This window comes from Pseudomonas sp. WS 5021 (assembly GCF_012985535.1).
Lineage (GTDB): Bacteria > Pseudomonadota > Gammaproteobacteria > Pseudomonadales > Pseudomonadaceae > Aquipseudomonas.
Genome location: NZ_JAAQWP010000002.1, coordinates 676,612 through 692,527, shown reverse-complemented (window position 1 = coordinate 692,527; position 15,916 = coordinate 676,612). Strand labels below are relative to the sequence as shown.

General features: G+C 58.1%; 12 protein-coding genes and 1 pseudogene. 5 read left to right on the top strand and 8 right to left on the bottom strand.

What is annotated here, in order from left to right; translation table 11 throughout:
- Positions 1-3 precede the first annotated feature (3 nt).
- The 5 genes from HBO19_RS09305 to HBO19_RS09285 form a co-directional block, all read right to left on the bottom strand.
- On the bottom strand, positions 4-1,032 hold the full coding sequence (locus HBO19_RS09305) for a pyridoxal-phosphate dependent enzyme (RefSeq protein WP_170057355.1): 1,029 nt from the start codon (positions 1,030-1,032) through the stop codon (positions 4-6).
- A gap of 43 nt (positions 1,033-1,075) precedes the next feature.
- Positions 1,076-1,831, bottom strand: a complete 756-nt coding sequence (locus HBO19_RS09300) for an alpha/beta fold hydrolase (protein WP_170041444.1) — start codon at positions 1,829-1,831, stop codon at positions 1,076-1,078.
- Positions 1,828-3,450, bottom strand: coding sequence for an AMP-binding protein (locus HBO19_RS09295; RefSeq protein WP_170057354.1), 1,623 nt, complete (start codon positions 3,448-3,450; stop codon positions 1,828-1,830). Before HBO19_RS09295 ends, HBO19_RS09300 begins: the two co-directional genes overlap by 4 nt.
- Positions 3,447-3,710 (bottom strand): hypothetical protein, encoded by a 264-nt coding sequence (locus HBO19_RS09290; protein ID WP_170041442.1) that lies wholly within the window; start codon positions 3,708-3,710, stop codon positions 3,447-3,449. The genes HBO19_RS09295 and HBO19_RS09290 overlap by 4 nt, the downstream gene beginning before the upstream one ends.
- Positions 3,711-4,189: 479 nt before the next feature.
- Positions 4,190-4,822, bottom strand: coding sequence for a TetR/AcrR family transcriptional regulator (locus tag HBO19_RS09285; protein ID WP_169951535.1), 633 nt, complete (start codon positions 4,820-4,822; stop codon positions 4,190-4,192).
- Between the two features lie 189 nt (positions 4,823-5,011).
- Between HBO19_RS09285 and HBO19_RS09280 the strand changes: the two genes are divergently transcribed.
- Positions 5,012-6,496, top strand: a complete 1,485-nt coding sequence (locus HBO19_RS09280) for a DHA2 family efflux MFS transporter permease subunit (RefSeq protein WP_170057353.1) — start codon at positions 5,012-5,014, stop codon at positions 6,494-6,496.
- A 199-nt stretch (positions 6,497-6,695) separates the two neighbouring features.
- On the opposite strand, the pseudogene HBO19_RS09275 reads toward HBO19_RS09280, so the two are convergent.
- Positions 6,696-7,222, bottom strand: a pseudogene (locus HBO19_RS09275) (integrase arm-type DNA-binding domain-containing protein); the annotation flags it as partial.
- A 199-nt stretch (positions 7,223-7,421) separates the two neighbouring features.
- A complete protein-coding gene (locus HBO19_RS09270; protein WP_262376887.1) occupies positions 7,422-8,336 on the bottom strand; it encodes a LysR family transcriptional regulator in 915 nt (304 codons plus the stop codon).
- 247 nt (positions 8,337-8,583) lie between these two features.
- Here HBO19_RS09270 and HBO19_RS09265 point away from each other — a divergent pair, with 247 nt between their 5' ends.
- The 4 genes from HBO19_RS09265 (at position 8,584) to pgm (ending at position 14,895) form a co-directional block, all read left to right on the top strand.
- Positions 8,584-9,606, top strand: a complete 1,023-nt coding sequence (locus tag HBO19_RS09265; RefSeq protein WP_169951539.1) for a zinc-dependent alcohol dehydrogenase family protein — start codon at positions 8,584-8,586, stop codon at positions 9,604-9,606.
- A gap of 689 nt (positions 9,607-10,295) precedes the next feature.
- Complete coding sequence (locus tag HBO19_RS09260) at positions 10,296-11,705, top strand: hypothetical protein (RefSeq protein ID WP_170057352.1); 1,410 nt, start codon at positions 10,296-10,298, stop codon at positions 11,703-11,705.
- Between the two features lie 28 nt (positions 11,706-11,733).
- Positions 11,734-13,134, top strand: coding sequence for a PLP-dependent aminotransferase family protein (locus tag HBO19_RS09255; RefSeq protein ID WP_170041439.1), 1,401 nt, complete (start codon positions 11,734-11,736; stop codon positions 13,132-13,134).
- Between the two features lie 114 nt (positions 13,135-13,248).
- On the top strand, positions 13,249-14,895 hold the full coding sequence (gene pgm, locus HBO19_RS09250; RefSeq protein ID WP_170057351.1) for a phosphoglucomutase (alpha-D-glucose-1,6-bisphosphate-dependent): 1,647 nt from the start codon (positions 13,249-13,251) through the stop codon (positions 14,893-14,895).
- Between the two features lie 130 nt (positions 14,896-15,025).
- Here the strand turns inward: pgm and HBO19_RS09245 are convergent, their stop codons facing one another.
- Complete coding sequence (locus tag HBO19_RS09245; protein ID WP_170057350.1) at positions 15,026-15,721, bottom strand: pirin family protein; 696 nt, start codon at positions 15,719-15,721, stop codon at positions 15,026-15,028.
- Positions 15,722-15,916 lie beyond the last annotated feature (195 nt).

Here is a 15,916-nt window from a genome sequence, read left to right as displayed (position 1 = left end):
GCATTAGCTCCTTGTCGTTTGACGCTCGTTATCGAGCAACTGCCGGCCCCGCTCGCGGTCGGCGTCGCTGCCGGCGTCGGGGAAGATGGTGACTACACTGGCCTCCTTGTCGAGTTCAGAGGCGACGTTACACGCGACGATCCAGTTGGCCGCGGCCGAACCGCCAATTGGAATGCCGGTTTCCTCGAAGAACCGGAACATGGCTTTGAGAGACTCCTCATGTGAGACGGTCTGGAACGGCACTTCGTAGGGAATCAACGAGACAAACGGTTGCCGGAACCCGAAACCAAATCCTCCTGCGCCTGCGAATCTGGCAGTTCGGTTTGGAGGTTCCATTGTGCCAAATGGCAGTTCGCGAGGCGTGCACCCGACGACGCGCAGGTCCTGGTTTTGCTGCGCCAGCGCTGCGTATACGCCGGCAAGCGTACCTCCAGTGCCGATGGCTGCTACCCAGGCATCGGGGCGTCGGCCGTCGAGCTGACGGCAGATCTCGGCGCCGGTGTGATACTGATGCACCGATGTGTTTACCAAGTTCAGATGCTGGGATAGCAAGGTCCAGCCTGGCTCCGTGCGGGCGATCTGCTGGCTGCGGGCGATGATGCCAAGCAGAAAATGGCTGCTGTCCACCTTCGTGACAATCGCGTTGCTATCGCTCAAGGATTGAAGCAATACCTCTGGCGCTGAGTCGGGTATCACCACGTGCACGGGCAGGCCGCATAGATGCCCCAAATGAGCTAAAGCCTTGGCCATGTTGCCACCCGACGAATCAAGAAGCTTGAGCGGGCCCTGATCAAAGTCGTGAGCATTGATCGCATCACAGAACAAGCCGAAGGCCACGCGATCCTTGATCGATCCGGAAGGGTTCTTCGACTCCAGCTTGGCGAAGATTCGACCTCCGTTCTGTGGCCCCGGCACTTCCACGAGCGGGGTGTTTCCCAGCGACGCACTGAAGTCCCTGAGTTGGGGAAACATATCCAGCGCTTTGGCAGGGCTGGGAGCTGCTGATTGAGCATTGAAAAGGTCGAAATCCATGACAAATTTCCCATTACGCGTTTGGGTTGAATGAACGTAGAGGTCACGCCGTACGAGAGGGGCCCAGGATGGTGTCCACTACCAACGGCTCATTGCCGAGAAAGTAGAAGTGCCCGCCTGGAAAAACCTCTAGCACTGGATGTTTGGGCAGCAATTGAGACCACTCGAAGAACTGCTTTCTGTCGATCAACGGATCGTTGTCGCCCGCGAATAGGCGGGTCGTGGGTAAGTCACCCACCGGCAACTTCGCAAGCTTTTGAAGAAGCGCCAGGTCTTGACGAACAGCTGAAGCAACAACCGTCTGAGCGGTGTCAGCGGAGGTGCTCAACTCGGGCACTTCGCCAAGCCCCATCGCACGCTCTGCAAGCTGGTCGACATCCTGCTGTGATTGAAGGATTGTCTGCAGCGACACCGGTGCCATCTGAGACGACAGGATGAGTTGAGCCACCCTGAATCTCGACGATGCCAGGGAGGACGCTATATGCAGTGCGAGCAAGGCGCCCATGCTGTGCCCAAAGAGTGTGGTGGGCGCGATGCCAAGAAGACTGGCCAACCCCCTCATGCAGCGTTGGATAGCTGCGTGTGGGTCGCTCCAGTTCACTGTCGCGTTGCTCGTGCCTGGTTGAGGGTATTGCATTATTACGAGGTCCACGTCCGCAGGCAGGTGGTCTCGCCACGCTCTATAGAACTCGGAACTACCGCCAGCGTGAGGGAACACAACCAGTTGATGTCGCACAGGCACTGAGGCCGCGAAGCTAAATCTAATGGCACCTTCGGCCTGGGCTTGTATGAGCTTCATAGCTCACCCGACCCGGATGCTTGTGCTTCGCTTTGGCGCTCGCCGTAGATTTGAGCGCGTAGAGACGCGCGGTCAATTTTGCCGATGCCTTTGCGCGGAATCGCCTCTATCAGGACTAGCCTCTCCGGCAGTTTGAATTGCGCTATACCAACAATCTCCAGGTGCCGTCGGACTTCGGATAACGAAAGCTGTTCTCCTTCGTGCACTACGGCAAACAGGCAAGGCACTTCGCCGAAGCGCTGGTCGGATATACCCACCACCGCGACGTCCTGGATCTTCGCGTGCTGTTTAGTAAGCGCTTCAATCTCTTCCGGGCTGAATTTTTCTCCACCGCGATTGATAGAGTCGGTCAGTCGCCCATCGATATAGACGTTGCCCGCCGAATCAAGGTGGGCCATGTCGCCGGTTCGGTAATACCCGTCTTGCGTGAAGGCGCGGGAAGTCGCCAGCGGATTGTTGAAATACGAAGATATGGTGTAGGGGCCGCGGGTGATTAATTCACCTGATTGGCCAGGCGGGACCGGCGTGCCGTCGCTGTCCACAATCAGGACCTCATCTTGCTCGGACAACGGGCGGCCCTGTGAGTTGAATCGGACGCTGTCCGAATCAGTCCCGCGGGTGAAGCAAAGAAGCCCTTCGCTCATCCCGTAGCACTGCTGGATACGCATCCCTAACCTTGATTCAGCAAGGGCTGCGAGATCAGCAGGCAGGCGCGACCCACCGACTTGAATGTGCCTTAATGTCTGAGGTGCAATCCCTTGCTGATTCACTCGATCAAGCCACTGGGCCAGTAATGCTGGAACCAGCGTCGAATGTGTTACTTCATGGTTTGTGATCAGTCTCAAAGCCGTTTGCGCGGACGTGTCCGGGGACAGAACCACGGTTCCCCCGCAAAGGAGGGTGCCGAGAATGCCTGGGCAGTTGATGACAAAACCGTGAGATATGGGCAGCACCGCCAGATAGGAGGAGGAGTGACTGAGTTCGAATACCCGGCAAGCTTCAGCGATCATGTAGCTGTAGCCTGCGTTTTTTCTAGCGATGGGCTTCGGGAGTCCTGTCGTCCCGCTCGACAGCAGCATCATCGCTGTATCTTCTGCACCCATCTGTGTCGCGCGCAGTTCATGCGCTGACGCGTTGTCACATGACGCTGAGCAGAATTCCCTGAGCGCTAGCCAGTCTGAATTGTCGCCGTTGTCAGGCTCATCAATAAGACCCAGCACCACGTCCAAACCTTCTTCACGACTTACAGTGCTGGCCACACCCACTGCGCTGAAGCGACGGTTACCTTTGGTCATGGCCATGACACGAGGCCTGACCATTTTCAGGACGTGTCGCAATTCTTGTTCGCGATAGGCGGGAAGGAGTGGCACTGGAGCCGCGCCGGTTATCAGCGTCGCAAGCATCAAGATGACAGCATCGGCGCAGTTGGGTAATTGAAACGCGACATGATCGCCTTTCGAGATGCCTAGGGCTCGCAGCCGTGCGGCTGTAGAGGCAACTCGCGACTTCAATTGCGCATAGGAAATAATTTCACCATCGGCAATTAAGGCAGGTGCATCTCCGCCCTTGTTTAGGACCACGGCCAACTGTTCGTTCAGTGATGCAGGATGAGGACTCATTTCGTACCCCCGGCACGAGGGCCGTCAGTTGCGTGTGCTGACTCGATCAGTCGCTCAAGCTCTCGCAAGGTATGGTCATGCGTATCCCAAAGCGAAAATCCGCCACATCCCAACTGCTCCAGCATCAGTTGCAGCTCCAGCGTTTCCGCCGAGCTCAGGCCCAGATCAGTGCGCAGCCTCCAGTCACCGGCGGCTGACGCGAGCAGCTCGGGCGGTAACCCTATTTCCTTCAGCAGCACAATTACCTGTGTCGACGTCATTCCTTGAACTCCAGATTAATCCTTAATGAGAATTATTAACTCATGACTGCCGGTCAGTCAACAAGGTGTTTATGAGTTTTTTTGGGTCGCAGGAAATGAACGGGGCAACACAGGATTCGCGGCTTTTGTGAGTTCTACCGAAGAAGGCGAAGTGGTACGCAGGCAAGTGCTACGCCTTGAGCCTGGGACGAGCGTTAATGTAGGTCGCGATTACAGCGAATCGGAGAGGACTGGAGTTAACGCGGATCGCTGCAACGCCCGACGGGCACGAGAACAACGAATTGACGCTGGATATGGGGGCGGACGCAGCGACGAAGCTGAATCGCCTGGGCGGAAAAACGCCACTGACGCCGATAAAACGATCACGTAACGTTCCGCAAGGTCAGGGAAGAGGCGGCCACCGTGGTTAAAGCGGAGTCGATAGGTGCCGCTTTGGAGATAACGCTTGCCACTGATTTTCAACATCAGCGGCCGGGCTTTCAGTTGGACTCCTCAGCCACGTTAATCAGGCGAAGGCACACGGAGGTAACATCACGAGCAAATTGCTCACAATCGGTGCCCTCATTAGCGATCGCATCATCGGTGACCCCATGCACGCCGGCATAGATTATCAAGGCCGTGATTCGGGGCTGATCAAATCGCCAGGTGCCTGCTTCATTGCCTCCCAGCAGAATGTCTTGCAACTGTTCCAGGATGGCATTTTTTTCTTGATTGCTACGATTGTGGTGATGGTGGTTTGTGTAAACGATGTCGTGCGTTCTATACGTTTCGACATAGGCAATAACGTTTGTATGGATCCAGGTGCGCAGGCGCGCCAGCCAATCTCCGGGAGCGCACTTATCCACCTCTTCCTCAAGACGACGCAGGAACTGCGCGGTGTAACGTTGCCCCATCGCTTCAAGCAACTCATTTTTGGAAGAAAAGTAAATATAAAAAGTACCCTTCGCTACCTGCGCCAGTTCGGCGATCCCGTCAATGGTAGTGGCTTCGACGCCCTGCGCTAAAAACAGCGTTTCTGCGGCGGCCATCAATTCATCGAGGCGTATGTGCGCAGGCTTGGTTCGCGGCGTTTTCGAGGTAGGTGGCTCGACTTGGCTTTTCTTATATTTCATCGCTGTTTGGGGCCCTGCATAAAAGTTGACTGGCTAGGAGAGGAAGAGGCATCTGTACGAGCCTTTCAGCCCTGACTATCGGTCGGTCAATTGTATCTTGGCGACGGCATCAAGCGAAGTCTTCTTGTTGACTGACTGTCAGTCAGTGGATAGGATCAAGGTAAGTTCTTTAACGTAAATTGGACTCCGATGCGCAAATATCGAATTCACGCCTTGGTCGCTGCCGCCTATCTCGGAACATTTCTCGCGACGCTGGACATCAGCATCGTCAACGTCGCACTGCCTACCCTTCAGACAGCGTTACAAACTGACTTGGCGGGTCTTCAATGGGTCGTCAACATCTATGCAGTCGCATTGTCCGCGGTGATGCTATCTGCCGGACCTCTTGGTGATCGCTATGGGCACAAACGGGTTTGGCTTGGTAGCGTTTTGCTCTTTGTGGTTGGATCGGTCATCTGCTCGCTGGCTAGCCAACTGCCGATGCTTTTGTGGGGGCGAGCTGTCCAAGGCGTTGCCGGCGCTATGCTTATACCGGGGGCAATGCCGATTCTGGCTCACGCATTCCCTGATCCCGGCCAGCGGGCGCGGGCGATTGGCGGGTGGTCCGCTTTTAGCGCACTCGCGTTGATTTGCGGGCCGTTAGTGGGGGGAATATTGGTCGAGCGTGTCGGGTGGCAGAGCATTTTCCTGGTCAATGTCCCGCTTGGCATTCTGGCAACTGTGCTGGGTGCGTATGGTATTCCCGAGCGCAAGCATCTCGATCACGCGGCGTTCGATCCAGCAGGGCAGGCGCTTAGCATGCTATGGCTGGGGGCCCTCAGCTATGGCCTCATTGGAATCGGGGAACATGGCAGTTCGCCCGATAGGGTTTTAATCCCTTTGCTTACTGCCGCAGTGGGCTTCATCGCATTCGTATGGGTTGAGTTGCGCGTCAAACGGCCTCTGTTTCCGATCAAATTATTCCGTAGTCGCCCGCTGGTGCTGGCCAATCTGGCGTCGTTTATTCTCGGCTTCTCCAGTTACAGCAGCCTCTTCTTTTTGTCCCTTTTTCTCCAGCAAGTACAGGGGAGCAGCCCGGAGATTACTGGTTGGAAACTAATGCCGCAGTTCGTCATGATGGCACTGGCCTCCTTGTTTTTCGGGCGATTCGTGGCGCGGTTCTCGATGAAGTTCCTGATGGTCACAGGTTATGCGCTGATAGGTCTGGCCTTGTGCGCCATGGTCGTTTTCAATCCATGGACTCCCTATCTCGGGATTGGATTGATCCTTGCCGTACTGGGTTTTGGAACAGGGTTATCAGTACCCGCAACCGGCATGATGGTCATGGGCTGCGTCCCGCCTGAACGTGCCGGCATTGCATCCGCGACAATGAACGCCTTGAGGCAGACCGGAATGGCTTTGGGAATCGCTATTTTAGGTAGCACCATGAGTGTTTATGCGGTCAATAGGCTTACTGTTGAAATACAAGACAGTGGGCCAAGTCATGGAGCTTATTTGGCTCGACGAGCGATAGTGGACCATGTTTTTCCGTCGACTCAGCCCTGGATTGTCGATCTTTACAGGTCAGCGATGGCGGGTGGCTTTGGTCTCGTCATGATCTGCGCAGGCCTGGCATGCCTGGCGATATCAGGTCTGCTGTTTTTCTTTTTTACTCATAGGCCTGCGGATGCTTGAACTCGTGGAGCGGGGGGCTATTAGAAACAGAAACTTACGAACGCCCCTGCGCAAAACGCCAGAAAGCCGTGTGTTCAGTTTGTACCGGATCTGCCCTGCTGACTTTCGCGATAACGAGACTTATCTGAGTAACCTGCACAGCTCCCACGCCTCTTCAGATGTCCGTTAAGTCTTTCGGTAAGTAAACCGGTGAGACGAACACCCAGCCTTTGCCTTCTTCATCCACCACGCGGGTGCGCACGCGCCGGGCCATCGCCAGTGTGCGCTGGCGGCGCAGCTCGGTAATGATCGTGGTGATGTGCTCAAGCTTGATCTCGGTGATCGGTTTTTTACCAATGGCAGGCAAGATGTGGTTGTTCAGCGCTCCGGTAAAGCCCGAGATGGATTTGCTCCCCAATTCGGCAGACTTGAATGCCAACCACTGCTCGGCCACGTACGTGATGGTGCGCTCCTCATTGAGCAACTGCGCCTCGATCTTGGCGGTCTTGGTTTTGAGCGGAGCGGTGTGGTTAGCCACGTCGCGGCGTGCGCCGCGGGCAATGTCGCGCGCCTCCTTGAGACCAATGTCGGGGTATGCGCCGATGGAGAAGCGGTTTGCAGGCGATACTTCAATCGCCAAACCTTGGAAGGGGATTTTCCGACCTTGCTCGACGCCCTTACCGCCAAGTAGAGCCCAGGGACTTCGCCATCGGCGTGTTTGCCGGGTTCGGTCAGCAAGCGGATCAAGGCATCGCTGAGTTTTCGTTTGAAAACAACCGCATTATCTGGGGCATCGCTGGGGGCATCCTTTTAAGGAACCGGAATTTGCCCCCAGTTATGCCCCTATGAGTCGTGGAATCCATCGGATTTAGACGGACGGAAGTAGACTTAAATTATCAATAACTCGTTGTTATAAAACGCTTTTGTGGAGTTTAGTGGAATTGCATTACAGGCTATCGGGGTCGCCGAAAAACATCTGAATCCGCGACCGCAACCACCGCTCCCCCGGATCATTATCCTGGGAGCCGCGCCACGCCATGTGCAGTTCAAAGCTGCGCACCGGCAACGGCGGGTCTTCGGCACGCAGGCCGCCGGCGGCGGTCAGGGCTTCGGCGGTGTAGTCGGGGACGGTCGCCAGGATGTCGGTGCCGGCCAGTAGGGTGCCCAGGCCGTTGAATTGCGGGACCGCGAGCACCACATGGCGTTTGCGGTCAAGTTTCTCCAGCTCTTCATCAATAAACCCGCTGAGATCGCCGGCAAACGAGACCAGGGCGTGGGGGCGGGCGCAGAAGTCGTCCAGGCTCAGGGCGCCGGGTACGCTGTCGGCGCGCAACAGTTTGGGCAGGCTGCGGCGCAGCAGTTTGCGCTTGGCGTTGGCCGGCAGGTCGGCGGTGTAGCTGACGCCAATGGAGATCTCCCCGGAGGCCAGCAGGCCCGGCATCAGGATGTAGTTGACGCGACGGATTACCAGCACGATGCCCGGCGCTTCGGCGCGCAGGCGCTTGAGCAGTGGCGGCAGCAGGGCGAACTCGACGTCGTCCGACAGGCCGATGCGAAACACTGCGGTGCTGGTGGCCGGGTCGAACTCGGCGGCGCGGCTGACGGCGGTGGAAATCGAATCCAGGGCCGGCGACAGCAGGGCGAAAATCTCCACGGCTCGGGCCGTGGGCTCCATGCTGCGCCCGGTCCGCACAAACAGCGGGTCATCGAACAGCCCGCGCAAGCGCGACAAGGCAGCGCTGATGGCCGGCTGGCCGAGGAACAATTTCTCGGCCGCGCGGGTCACACTGCGCTCATGCATCAAGGTTTCGAATACGATCAACAGGTTCAGGTCGACACGACGCAGGTCGTTACGGTTCATCTTGTGTCCTGGCAGATTCAGCGAACTTGACGTGAACGGCCACATGATAACAATGGCCGGCGTGAATCTTACGGGGAAAGGCTGGTACTCTGCACCGGCTAATTCAGATTTCCTACGCTGCCTGGTGTTTTTTCCTAGGCGGTGGAATCAATGACAGACATGACGACTATTAATGGCGACCGGTGGCCTTGCCCCGAAAGCCCAGATAAAGTTCATGGCATTAGAGGTTACTTTGGCGAGGTTTGCGATGTCCCGCACGATCCGTTTTCACAAGTTTGGTCCGGCCGAGGTGCTCAAGTGCGAAGAGCATGAAGCCACGTTGCCCGCACCGGGCGAAGTGCAGGTGCGTGTCGAGGCGATTGGCATCAGTTGGTACGACATTCTCTGGCGCCAGAACCTGGCGTCGTCCCACGCCCGGCTGCCTTCCGGTCTTGGCCATGAAATGGCCGGCGTGGTCGTGGCGCTGGGCGAGGGCGTCGAGGACCTGGCGGTGGGCGACAAGGTCGCTAGCTTCCCGGCCGAAAGCCCCAATGATTACCCGGTATATGGCGAGTTGATTGTGCTGCCCCGTTCGGCCCTGACCCGTTACCCGGACGTATTGAGCCCGGTGCAGGCCAGCGTGCATTACACGCCACTGTTGATTGCCTACTTTGCCTATATCGACCTGGCGCGGGCCAAGCCTGGGCAGTTCGCCCTGGTCACCGATGCCAGCCATTGTGCCGGGCCTTCGTTCGTGCAATTGGGCAAGGCCCTGGGGGTGCGGGTGATCGCGGCCACCAAATCACCGGACGAGCGCGAGTACCTGCTGTCCCTGGGCGCCGAAAAGGTCATCGTCACTGAAGAGCAGGACTTGCTGATGCAAATCAACAAGTTCACCGATGGGCGCGGCGTGGATGTGGTGTTCGACGGCCTGGGTGGCCCGCAGATGTCGCTGCTGGGCGATGTGCTCGCGCCACGTGGCAGCCTGGTGTTGTATGGCCTGCAAGGCGGCAACCAGACGCCATTCCCGGCCTGCGCCGCGTTCCAGAAGAACATCCAGTTCTTTGTGCACTGCATCGGCAACTTCACTGGCAAGCCGGAGCTGGGCATCGCCCAGGACCAGGCTGCGCTGCAACGGGCGCTACGTGAGATCAACCAATTGACTGCCGACGGGCTGCTGATACCCCTCAAGACCCGGGTATTTGCTTTCAGCGAATTTGTCGATGCACACCGCTATATGGACGAATGCCCATGTCGCGAGCGGGTGGCGTTGCAGGTTGAAGCCGTTTGATCTGTGGGAATGTTCGTAATCGGACATTCCGCCTACGCTGCCCATGGGGCAAATACGCCATTTGAAAGGACAGTACCTACGCCCTTGGCACCAGGACTGTCACCGGTTCCCCCCTGTAAAACCTGCCTTTTAAGCCGCCGCCGCCCTGAATCCCAGAGCCGCGGCGTTTTGCGTGGGCCCCGCAACAAGTGCCAAGCTGTTGATCTGCACTGGTTTTTACGCTGAGTCTGTATCTTTTAATCATCAAGCAAGCGCTGATAATTGCCCGGTCACTTTCATCTCAAGGACTGAGCAATGATTGCAGAAAACAAATCACAACAGCGGTTCGCTGTAACTAGTAAGTCGCCTTGTATGCCGGGCAAAGGATGTTGGTCGGTAGATAGAGTGCGAACTAAATCCGGTAGTTTCCCTGCGCTGTATATGTCAGACCATTCTTGATTGTCTGAGTTAAATTCCACTAGGAAGCTGTAAGACCGTTCCTAGGCTGGCCAGCAGGCCGGTGTAGGGGCTTTCTTCAACAGCTGATGGCATCTTCGCAGGGATGTTCCGACTGGCGCTTTGTTGTGCGGTGCTAACATTTAGCTATCAGCCTTAGTCGCAACAGGCGCCAACTCCAAGCAAACCGCAGGACGGACAGGCACGCCTAACTGCTTGCCCGGAACTGACAGTTAACTTCAGGTAGTAAAGCTATGAGCGCTATTCACGAACAAGCCATGAATTATGTGTACCAGCAAGTATTGCAACGCTTACAGGGCTACTTCTCGCGAGCGGAGCGAACTGCACTTCAATTATTGATTCAGCGGTTGATTGTGGCGGCAGGCGGCATCGAACAGATCGGTGACTACAAAGTATTGGTCGCCCATGGGGGCGGCAGAGGCAGCAGTTATGCATTGGCCTTCCTGCGTGCCGCCCAATTGACCATCGCCGGCCGGGCGCCGAGGAGTTTCCAGTTGCGCGTCGCAACCCTGCGGCATACGGGAATGACGCAAGCCGCGCTGGACAGCATTCATCGTGGCTACAGCGCATTGTTTTTCCACGACGACCCCCGGGTCGAGCTGTTGATGGTGGAAAACCAGGAGGTCTTGCCCTTCAACCACCTGCGTCCGGCTTCGACAACTGGGCAGGATATCGGCCGGCGCAATATGTTGATGGTCGGGCATAGGAGTTGCGGGGATATTCGCACCAGCCTGTGTAACGACGGCTACTTGTCCCTGGGGGATTTCTATCGGCGCATTACCGCCTGGGACGGTGGGGTGCACGCCCTGGTCAGCAGTGATTCGCCGCGCAAGCAAAACCAATATCTGGCGTGGCTGGTCAAGACTACCCGCGCGGCGGGCATGAAAGATCACTCTGGCCGGCCCCTGGCGCTCACCGCCCTGTTTACTCGCATGGACGATTGCAGCGTTGGCTATTACCGCGATGTGTATGGCGAGCACTATGCAGCACAGGATGCATCTTCCAAGGAAGTGCATCGCCACCTGGCCTACATCGGCGTAGCCGACCTGTTATGCACCGGGGAGCTGGACTGCACCGCATTGCTCAACGATTTCATGGGTTACAAGCAAGATGAGTTTGCCTTTCAGTTCAGCACCCCGGCCTACGCCAACCCATTGATGATGGCGCACATGCATGGCCTGCACGCCGAAGTGTTGCTGGGCATTGACTATCAGCAGGGTGTCAGGGGGTTTATCGAACAGGCCATCGGTTTTATGCGCCGCAAAAGAATCCCCGAACTGCTGATTGCCCAAGCCGGTACTCCGGACGGGCGCATGCTGGCGACGACTTACGCGCGTGAGTTTTTTGGCCTGGAAGAAAGCCAATTGGTCTGCCTGTTGTTTTCACCGTTTATCCAACAAGGCCAGCGGCTGGAAGCGTTCTTGCGCCGCTGCCACCCCGGCATGCTGGTGGCGCTGCCCGAACTGCACAAAGCCCTGGAGGGCAAGGCGTCGGCCGAATTGATCCAGCATTGGATTGTCGATACCAGCGGTTTGCCGCTGGCGTTGTTGCAGCATTTGTACCGCAACGATCTGGCGGCCAATGCCGCCTGCATCAACAGCGAGGAGCCGGTCACAGGGCCGCACGGCGTGCCAGGACGCTGAAGGTGGGTGTGCGACGGCAGAAAACGTCATGAGTGAGGACAAACAGGCAGACTTCGCCTATCAGGCTGTGTATCGCTACATGATCAACCTGATCAATGAAGTGGGCGGTGAGGCGAGGGTCAAGCTGCCGTCGTTGCGACACCTGGCCGAGCGTTTGAGCGTGTCGATTTCCACCATTCAATACGCTTATTCGCTGCTGGAAAAGGAGGGCAGGGTGTACTCGGTGGCCAAGTCCGGTTACTACGCCTTGCCCATTGCCAGCACTACCCCGTGCTGCACCGCCGGTGATTTGCTCGAGCGCTTGTATGCCGGGGCGCGCAGGCCGGGGATGTTGGTGCTCAGTGCCGATGAGCCGGCGCAACTGCTGTCCTTGGACGGCCCATTGCTGCAACTGGAGCGTGAGCTGGTGCGCCAGTACCCGCGCCAGTTGCAGCCCTATTCCCAGCCCTGTGGTATCTGGGAACTGCGTGCGGCTTTGGCGGCGCGCTACACCCGTTCGCCTACACGATGCTGGCAGGCGGATGACGTCTATATCGGCGCTGACCTGCGGGGCGTGCTGGCCATCCTGATCGAAGTCCTGGCCCTCAAAGGGGCGGCGGTGCTGGTGGAGTCGCCGTGTGACTGGCTCGTGCTGCGGCTGCTGCAAGACGCCGAAGTGCGGGTGATCGAGTGGCCGTGCAACGAGCAGGGACGGCTGGACCTTGCGTATCTGGAGCAGCAGTTGCGTAGCGAGGGCGTGCAACTGGCATTGTTATCCTCGACCCCCGGCCTGGCCACCGGCAAAGCCTTGACCCTGGCCGAGCAGGCGCAACTGGCAGGATTGCTGGAGCAACATGGCTGTTGGCTGCTGGAGAACGACATCCATGGCGGCTTGGAATTCGAGGCGTGCGCCGGCTACTTGCGGGACCTGGTGAATCCTGAGCGGTTGATGGTGTTTTCTACCTTCGAGAAACTCATGGGCCCGGAAGCGCCCTATGGTTACCTGCTGTCGCGGCACATGAGCACGCAATTGCAGCGCCAGTTCCTGTTGCGCGCGTTTCGTTTGTCGTCCATTCGCCAGCGGGCGATTGCCCGGCTGGACCACAATGGCCGCCTGGACCAGCACTTGCTGGAGCTGCGCGCACTGCTCAAGGAACACGCGGCAGCGATGCACAAGCGTCTGGAGCAGCATCTGGGCGAGCGCGTGACATACCGCCAGCCCCAGGCAGGCGCCACCTATTGGTTGCGCTCGACCGAGGCTGTGGATATGCGCCGGGTATTCCAGAACATGCTGGCGCGCCAGGTGGTGATCGCCCCTGGTGAGTTGTTCAGTGTCAGTGGCCTGTACCAGCAGCACTTTCGTTTGAGTCATGTGTTCAGCTCCCACCATAGCCTGGACCTGGTCCTTGAAGAGTTGGCGCGGGCACTCAAGCAGGGGCAGAATGGATGATTTCGTGTTGCGGGAAATATCCCTAATTATTGTGGGATAGATACCGTCGCATGGCGGTCGAACTCCCAGTAAACTGCATTCCTTTTCCGAATCCTTCTTTTCAGAGGTTTTTGCATGACTCTCAGTCCTTTTGCGGGCAAACCGGCACCGGCTCAATTGCTGGTGGACATCCCGCGACTGGTAACGGCCTATTACACCGGCCAGCCCGATGCAGCAATCTCCACTCAGCGCGTGGCATTTGGTACCTCCGGGCACCGTGGCAGCTCTTTTGACTTGAGCTTCAACGAATGGCACGTGCTCGCCATCAGTCAGGCCATTTGCCTGTACCGCGAGGCGCAAGGTATCAATGGCCCGCTGTTTGTCGGCCTCGACACCCATGCGCTGTCCACCCCGGCGGGCGCCAGTGCGCTGGAAGTACTGGCGGCCAACGGCGTGCATGTAATGCTCGCCGAGGGCGATGAATACACGCCAACCCCGGCGATTTCCCACGCCATCATCTGCTACAACCGTGGCCGCACCAGCGGGCTGGCGGATGGCATTGTCATCACCCCGTCCCACAACCCGCCCCAGAGCGGCGGCTATAAGTACAACCCGCCCAACGGTGGCCCGGCCGATACCCATGTCACCAAGTGGATCGAGGCCAAGGCCAACGAGCTGCTGGCGGCCAAACTGGCTGGGGTCAAGCGCATTACCCATGCGCAAGCGTTGAAAGCCGACACCACCCACCGCCATGACTACCTCAACACCTACGTGGCCGACCTGATCAATGTGATCGACATGGACGCCATCCGCAGTGCCGATCTGCGCCTGGGCGTGGATCCGCTGGGCGGAGCCGGGGTGCGCTACTGGTCGGCCATCGCCGAGCACTACCGTTTGAACCTGGAAGTGGTGAACACCGAAGTCGACCCGACTTTCCGCTTCATGAGCGTGGATTGGGACGGCCAGATTCGCATGGACCCATCCTCCAGCTATGCGATGCAAGGCCTGATCGGCCTCAAAGACCGCTTCGACGTGGCATTTGCCTGCGACCCGGACCACGACCGTCACGGCATCGTTACCCCGTCGGGCGGGCTGTTGGCGCCGAACAACTACCTGGCCGTGTCCATCGACTACCTGTTCCAGAACCGTCCCCAGTGGCGTGCTGATGCTGCCGTCGGCAAGACCGTGGTCAGCAGTGGTTTGATCGACCGCGTGGCCGCGCGCATTGGCCGGCGCCTGTACGAAGTGCCGGTGGGCTTCAAGTGGTTTGCCGATGGCCTGTTCGAAGGCTCGCTGGGCTTTGGCGGCGAAGAAAGCGCGGGGGCTTCGTTTTTGCGTAAGGATGGCACTGTCTGGAGCACGGACAAGGATGGCTTGATCCCGGCCTTGCTGGCCGCGGAAATGACCTCGCGCAAAGGCCAGGACCCAAGCCAGATCTACCGTGGCCTGACCGACGCCCTGGGCGAACCCTTCGCCATTCGTGTGGATGCCAAGGCCACGCCGGCGCAGAAGGCGCTACTGGGCAAGCTGGCGCCGGCGCAGGTCACGTCCACGCAGTTGGCCGGGGAAAGCATCCAGCAGATCCTCAGCCATGCGCCGGGTAACGACCAGGCGATTGGCGGGTTGAAAGTCATGACCGAAAACGGCTGGTTTGCCGCACGGCCATCGGGCACCGAGGATATCTACAAGATCTATGCCGAGAGCTTCATTGGCGAATATCACCTCAAGCGCCTGGTGGAAGAGGCGCAGGTGTTGGTGGACGGCGCCATCACCCCGAACTGACACACAGTTGTAAAAAATGTGGGAGCGGGCGTGCCCGCGATGGCGGTGGATCAGTCAATGAATCGGTGACTGACCCAACGCCATCGCGGGCAAGCCCGCTCCCACAGTGTGTTTAGTGCCTGGCTTGGGATCAGGCCAGGTCCACCAGCACCACTTCGCTGTCTTCGAGCGCGGTCACTCGCAGCACGCGTTCATCCTCTACCGCAACGCCGTCCCGCGCCTGCGCTCGCAAGCCATTCACATCGATCACCCCAGTGGCCGGCACCAGATACGCGCGGCGTCCTGCATCCAGGTGATACTCGGCACTTTCCCCGGCCTTCAGGTTGGCCGCCACCAGGCGCGCGTCGGCACGGATCCGCAGGCTTTGATTGTCGCCGTGCTTGCCACTGGCCAGGGTCACGAAGCCTTCGCGCTCGCCCTTGGGAAACGGCTTGGCACCCCAGGAAGGGGGCAAACCCGCTTCATTGGGAATGATCCAGATCTGGAAAATCTTGGTTGCCGTGGCTTCCAGGTTGTATTCACTGTGGGCTATCCCGGTGCCAGCGCTCATTACCTGTACGTCGCCAGCCTCGGTGCGGCCTTTGTTGCCCAGGTTGTCCGCGTGGCTGATGGCACCTTCACGTACATAGGTGATGATTTCCATATCCCGATGCGGATGCTGGGGGAAACCGGTACCGGGCGCGATGATGTCGTCGTTCCACACCCGCAGGTTGCCCCAGTGCATACGCTCAGGGTCATGGTACTCAGCGAATGAAAAGTGGTGATGGGCATCCAGCCAACCGTGATTGGCAGCGCCCAGGGAGGTAAAAGGTCGAAGTTCAAGCATGATCGTCTCCTGTTGATGGGCCTATCTTCTATCAGGGCATCATCGATAAAAAGCGTAAAAAATGCCTTATTTCAATCAAATTATTCGATTGGTTTGTGGTCGCGAAAACTCGACCCGATCTTCACTTCATCGCCTAACCACATGAAGCCAAAGCAATTGGCTGGAACTGTCGGAGGTTTCCGGCGACCATAGCGT

Bases quoted from the DNA above. Each gene is read 5' to 3' on its own strand.
- HBO19_RS09305 (WP_170057355.1), bottom strand. From the start codon at position 1,032: ATGGATTTCGACCTTTTCAATGCTCAATCAGCAGCTCCCAGCCCTGCC.
- HBO19_RS09300 (WP_170041444.1), bottom strand. From the start codon at position 1,831: ATGAAGCTCATACAAGCCCAGGCCGAAGGTGCCATTAGATTTAGCTTC.
- HBO19_RS09295 (WP_170057354.1), bottom strand. From the start codon at position 3,450: ATGAGTCCTCATCCTGCATCACTGAACGAACAGTTGGCCGTGGTCCTA.
- HBO19_RS09290 (WP_170041442.1), bottom strand. From the start codon at position 3,710: ATGACGTCGACACAGGTAATTGTGCTGCTGAAGGAAATAGGGTTACCG.
- HBO19_RS09285 (WP_169951535.1), bottom strand. From the start codon at position 4,822: ATGAAATATAAGAAAAGCCAAGTCGAGCCACCTACCTCGAAAACGCCG.
- HBO19_RS09280 (WP_170057353.1), top strand. From the start codon at position 5,012: ATGCGCAAATATCGAATTCACGCCTTGGTCGCTGCCGCCTATCTCGGA.
- HBO19_RS09270 (WP_262376887.1), bottom strand. From the start codon at position 8,336: ATGAACCGTAACGACCTGCGTCGTGTCGACCTGAACCTGTTGATCGTA.
- HBO19_RS09265 (WP_169951539.1), top strand. From the start codon at position 8,584: ATGTCCCGCACGATCCGTTTTCACAAGTTTGGTCCGGCCGAGGTGCTC.
- HBO19_RS09260 (WP_170057352.1), top strand. From the start codon at position 10,296: ATGAGCGCTATTCACGAACAAGCCATGAATTATGTGTACCAGCAAGTA.
- HBO19_RS09255 (WP_170041439.1), top strand. From the start codon at position 11,734: ATGAGTGAGGACAAACAGGCAGACTTCGCCTATCAGGCTGTGTATCGC.
- pgm (WP_170057351.1), top strand. From the start codon at position 13,249: ATGACTCTCAGTCCTTTTGCGGGCAAACCGGCACCGGCTCAATTGCTG.
- HBO19_RS09245 (WP_170057350.1), bottom strand. From the start codon at position 15,721: ATGCTTGAACTTCGACCTTTTACCTCCCTGGGCGCTGCCAATCACGGT.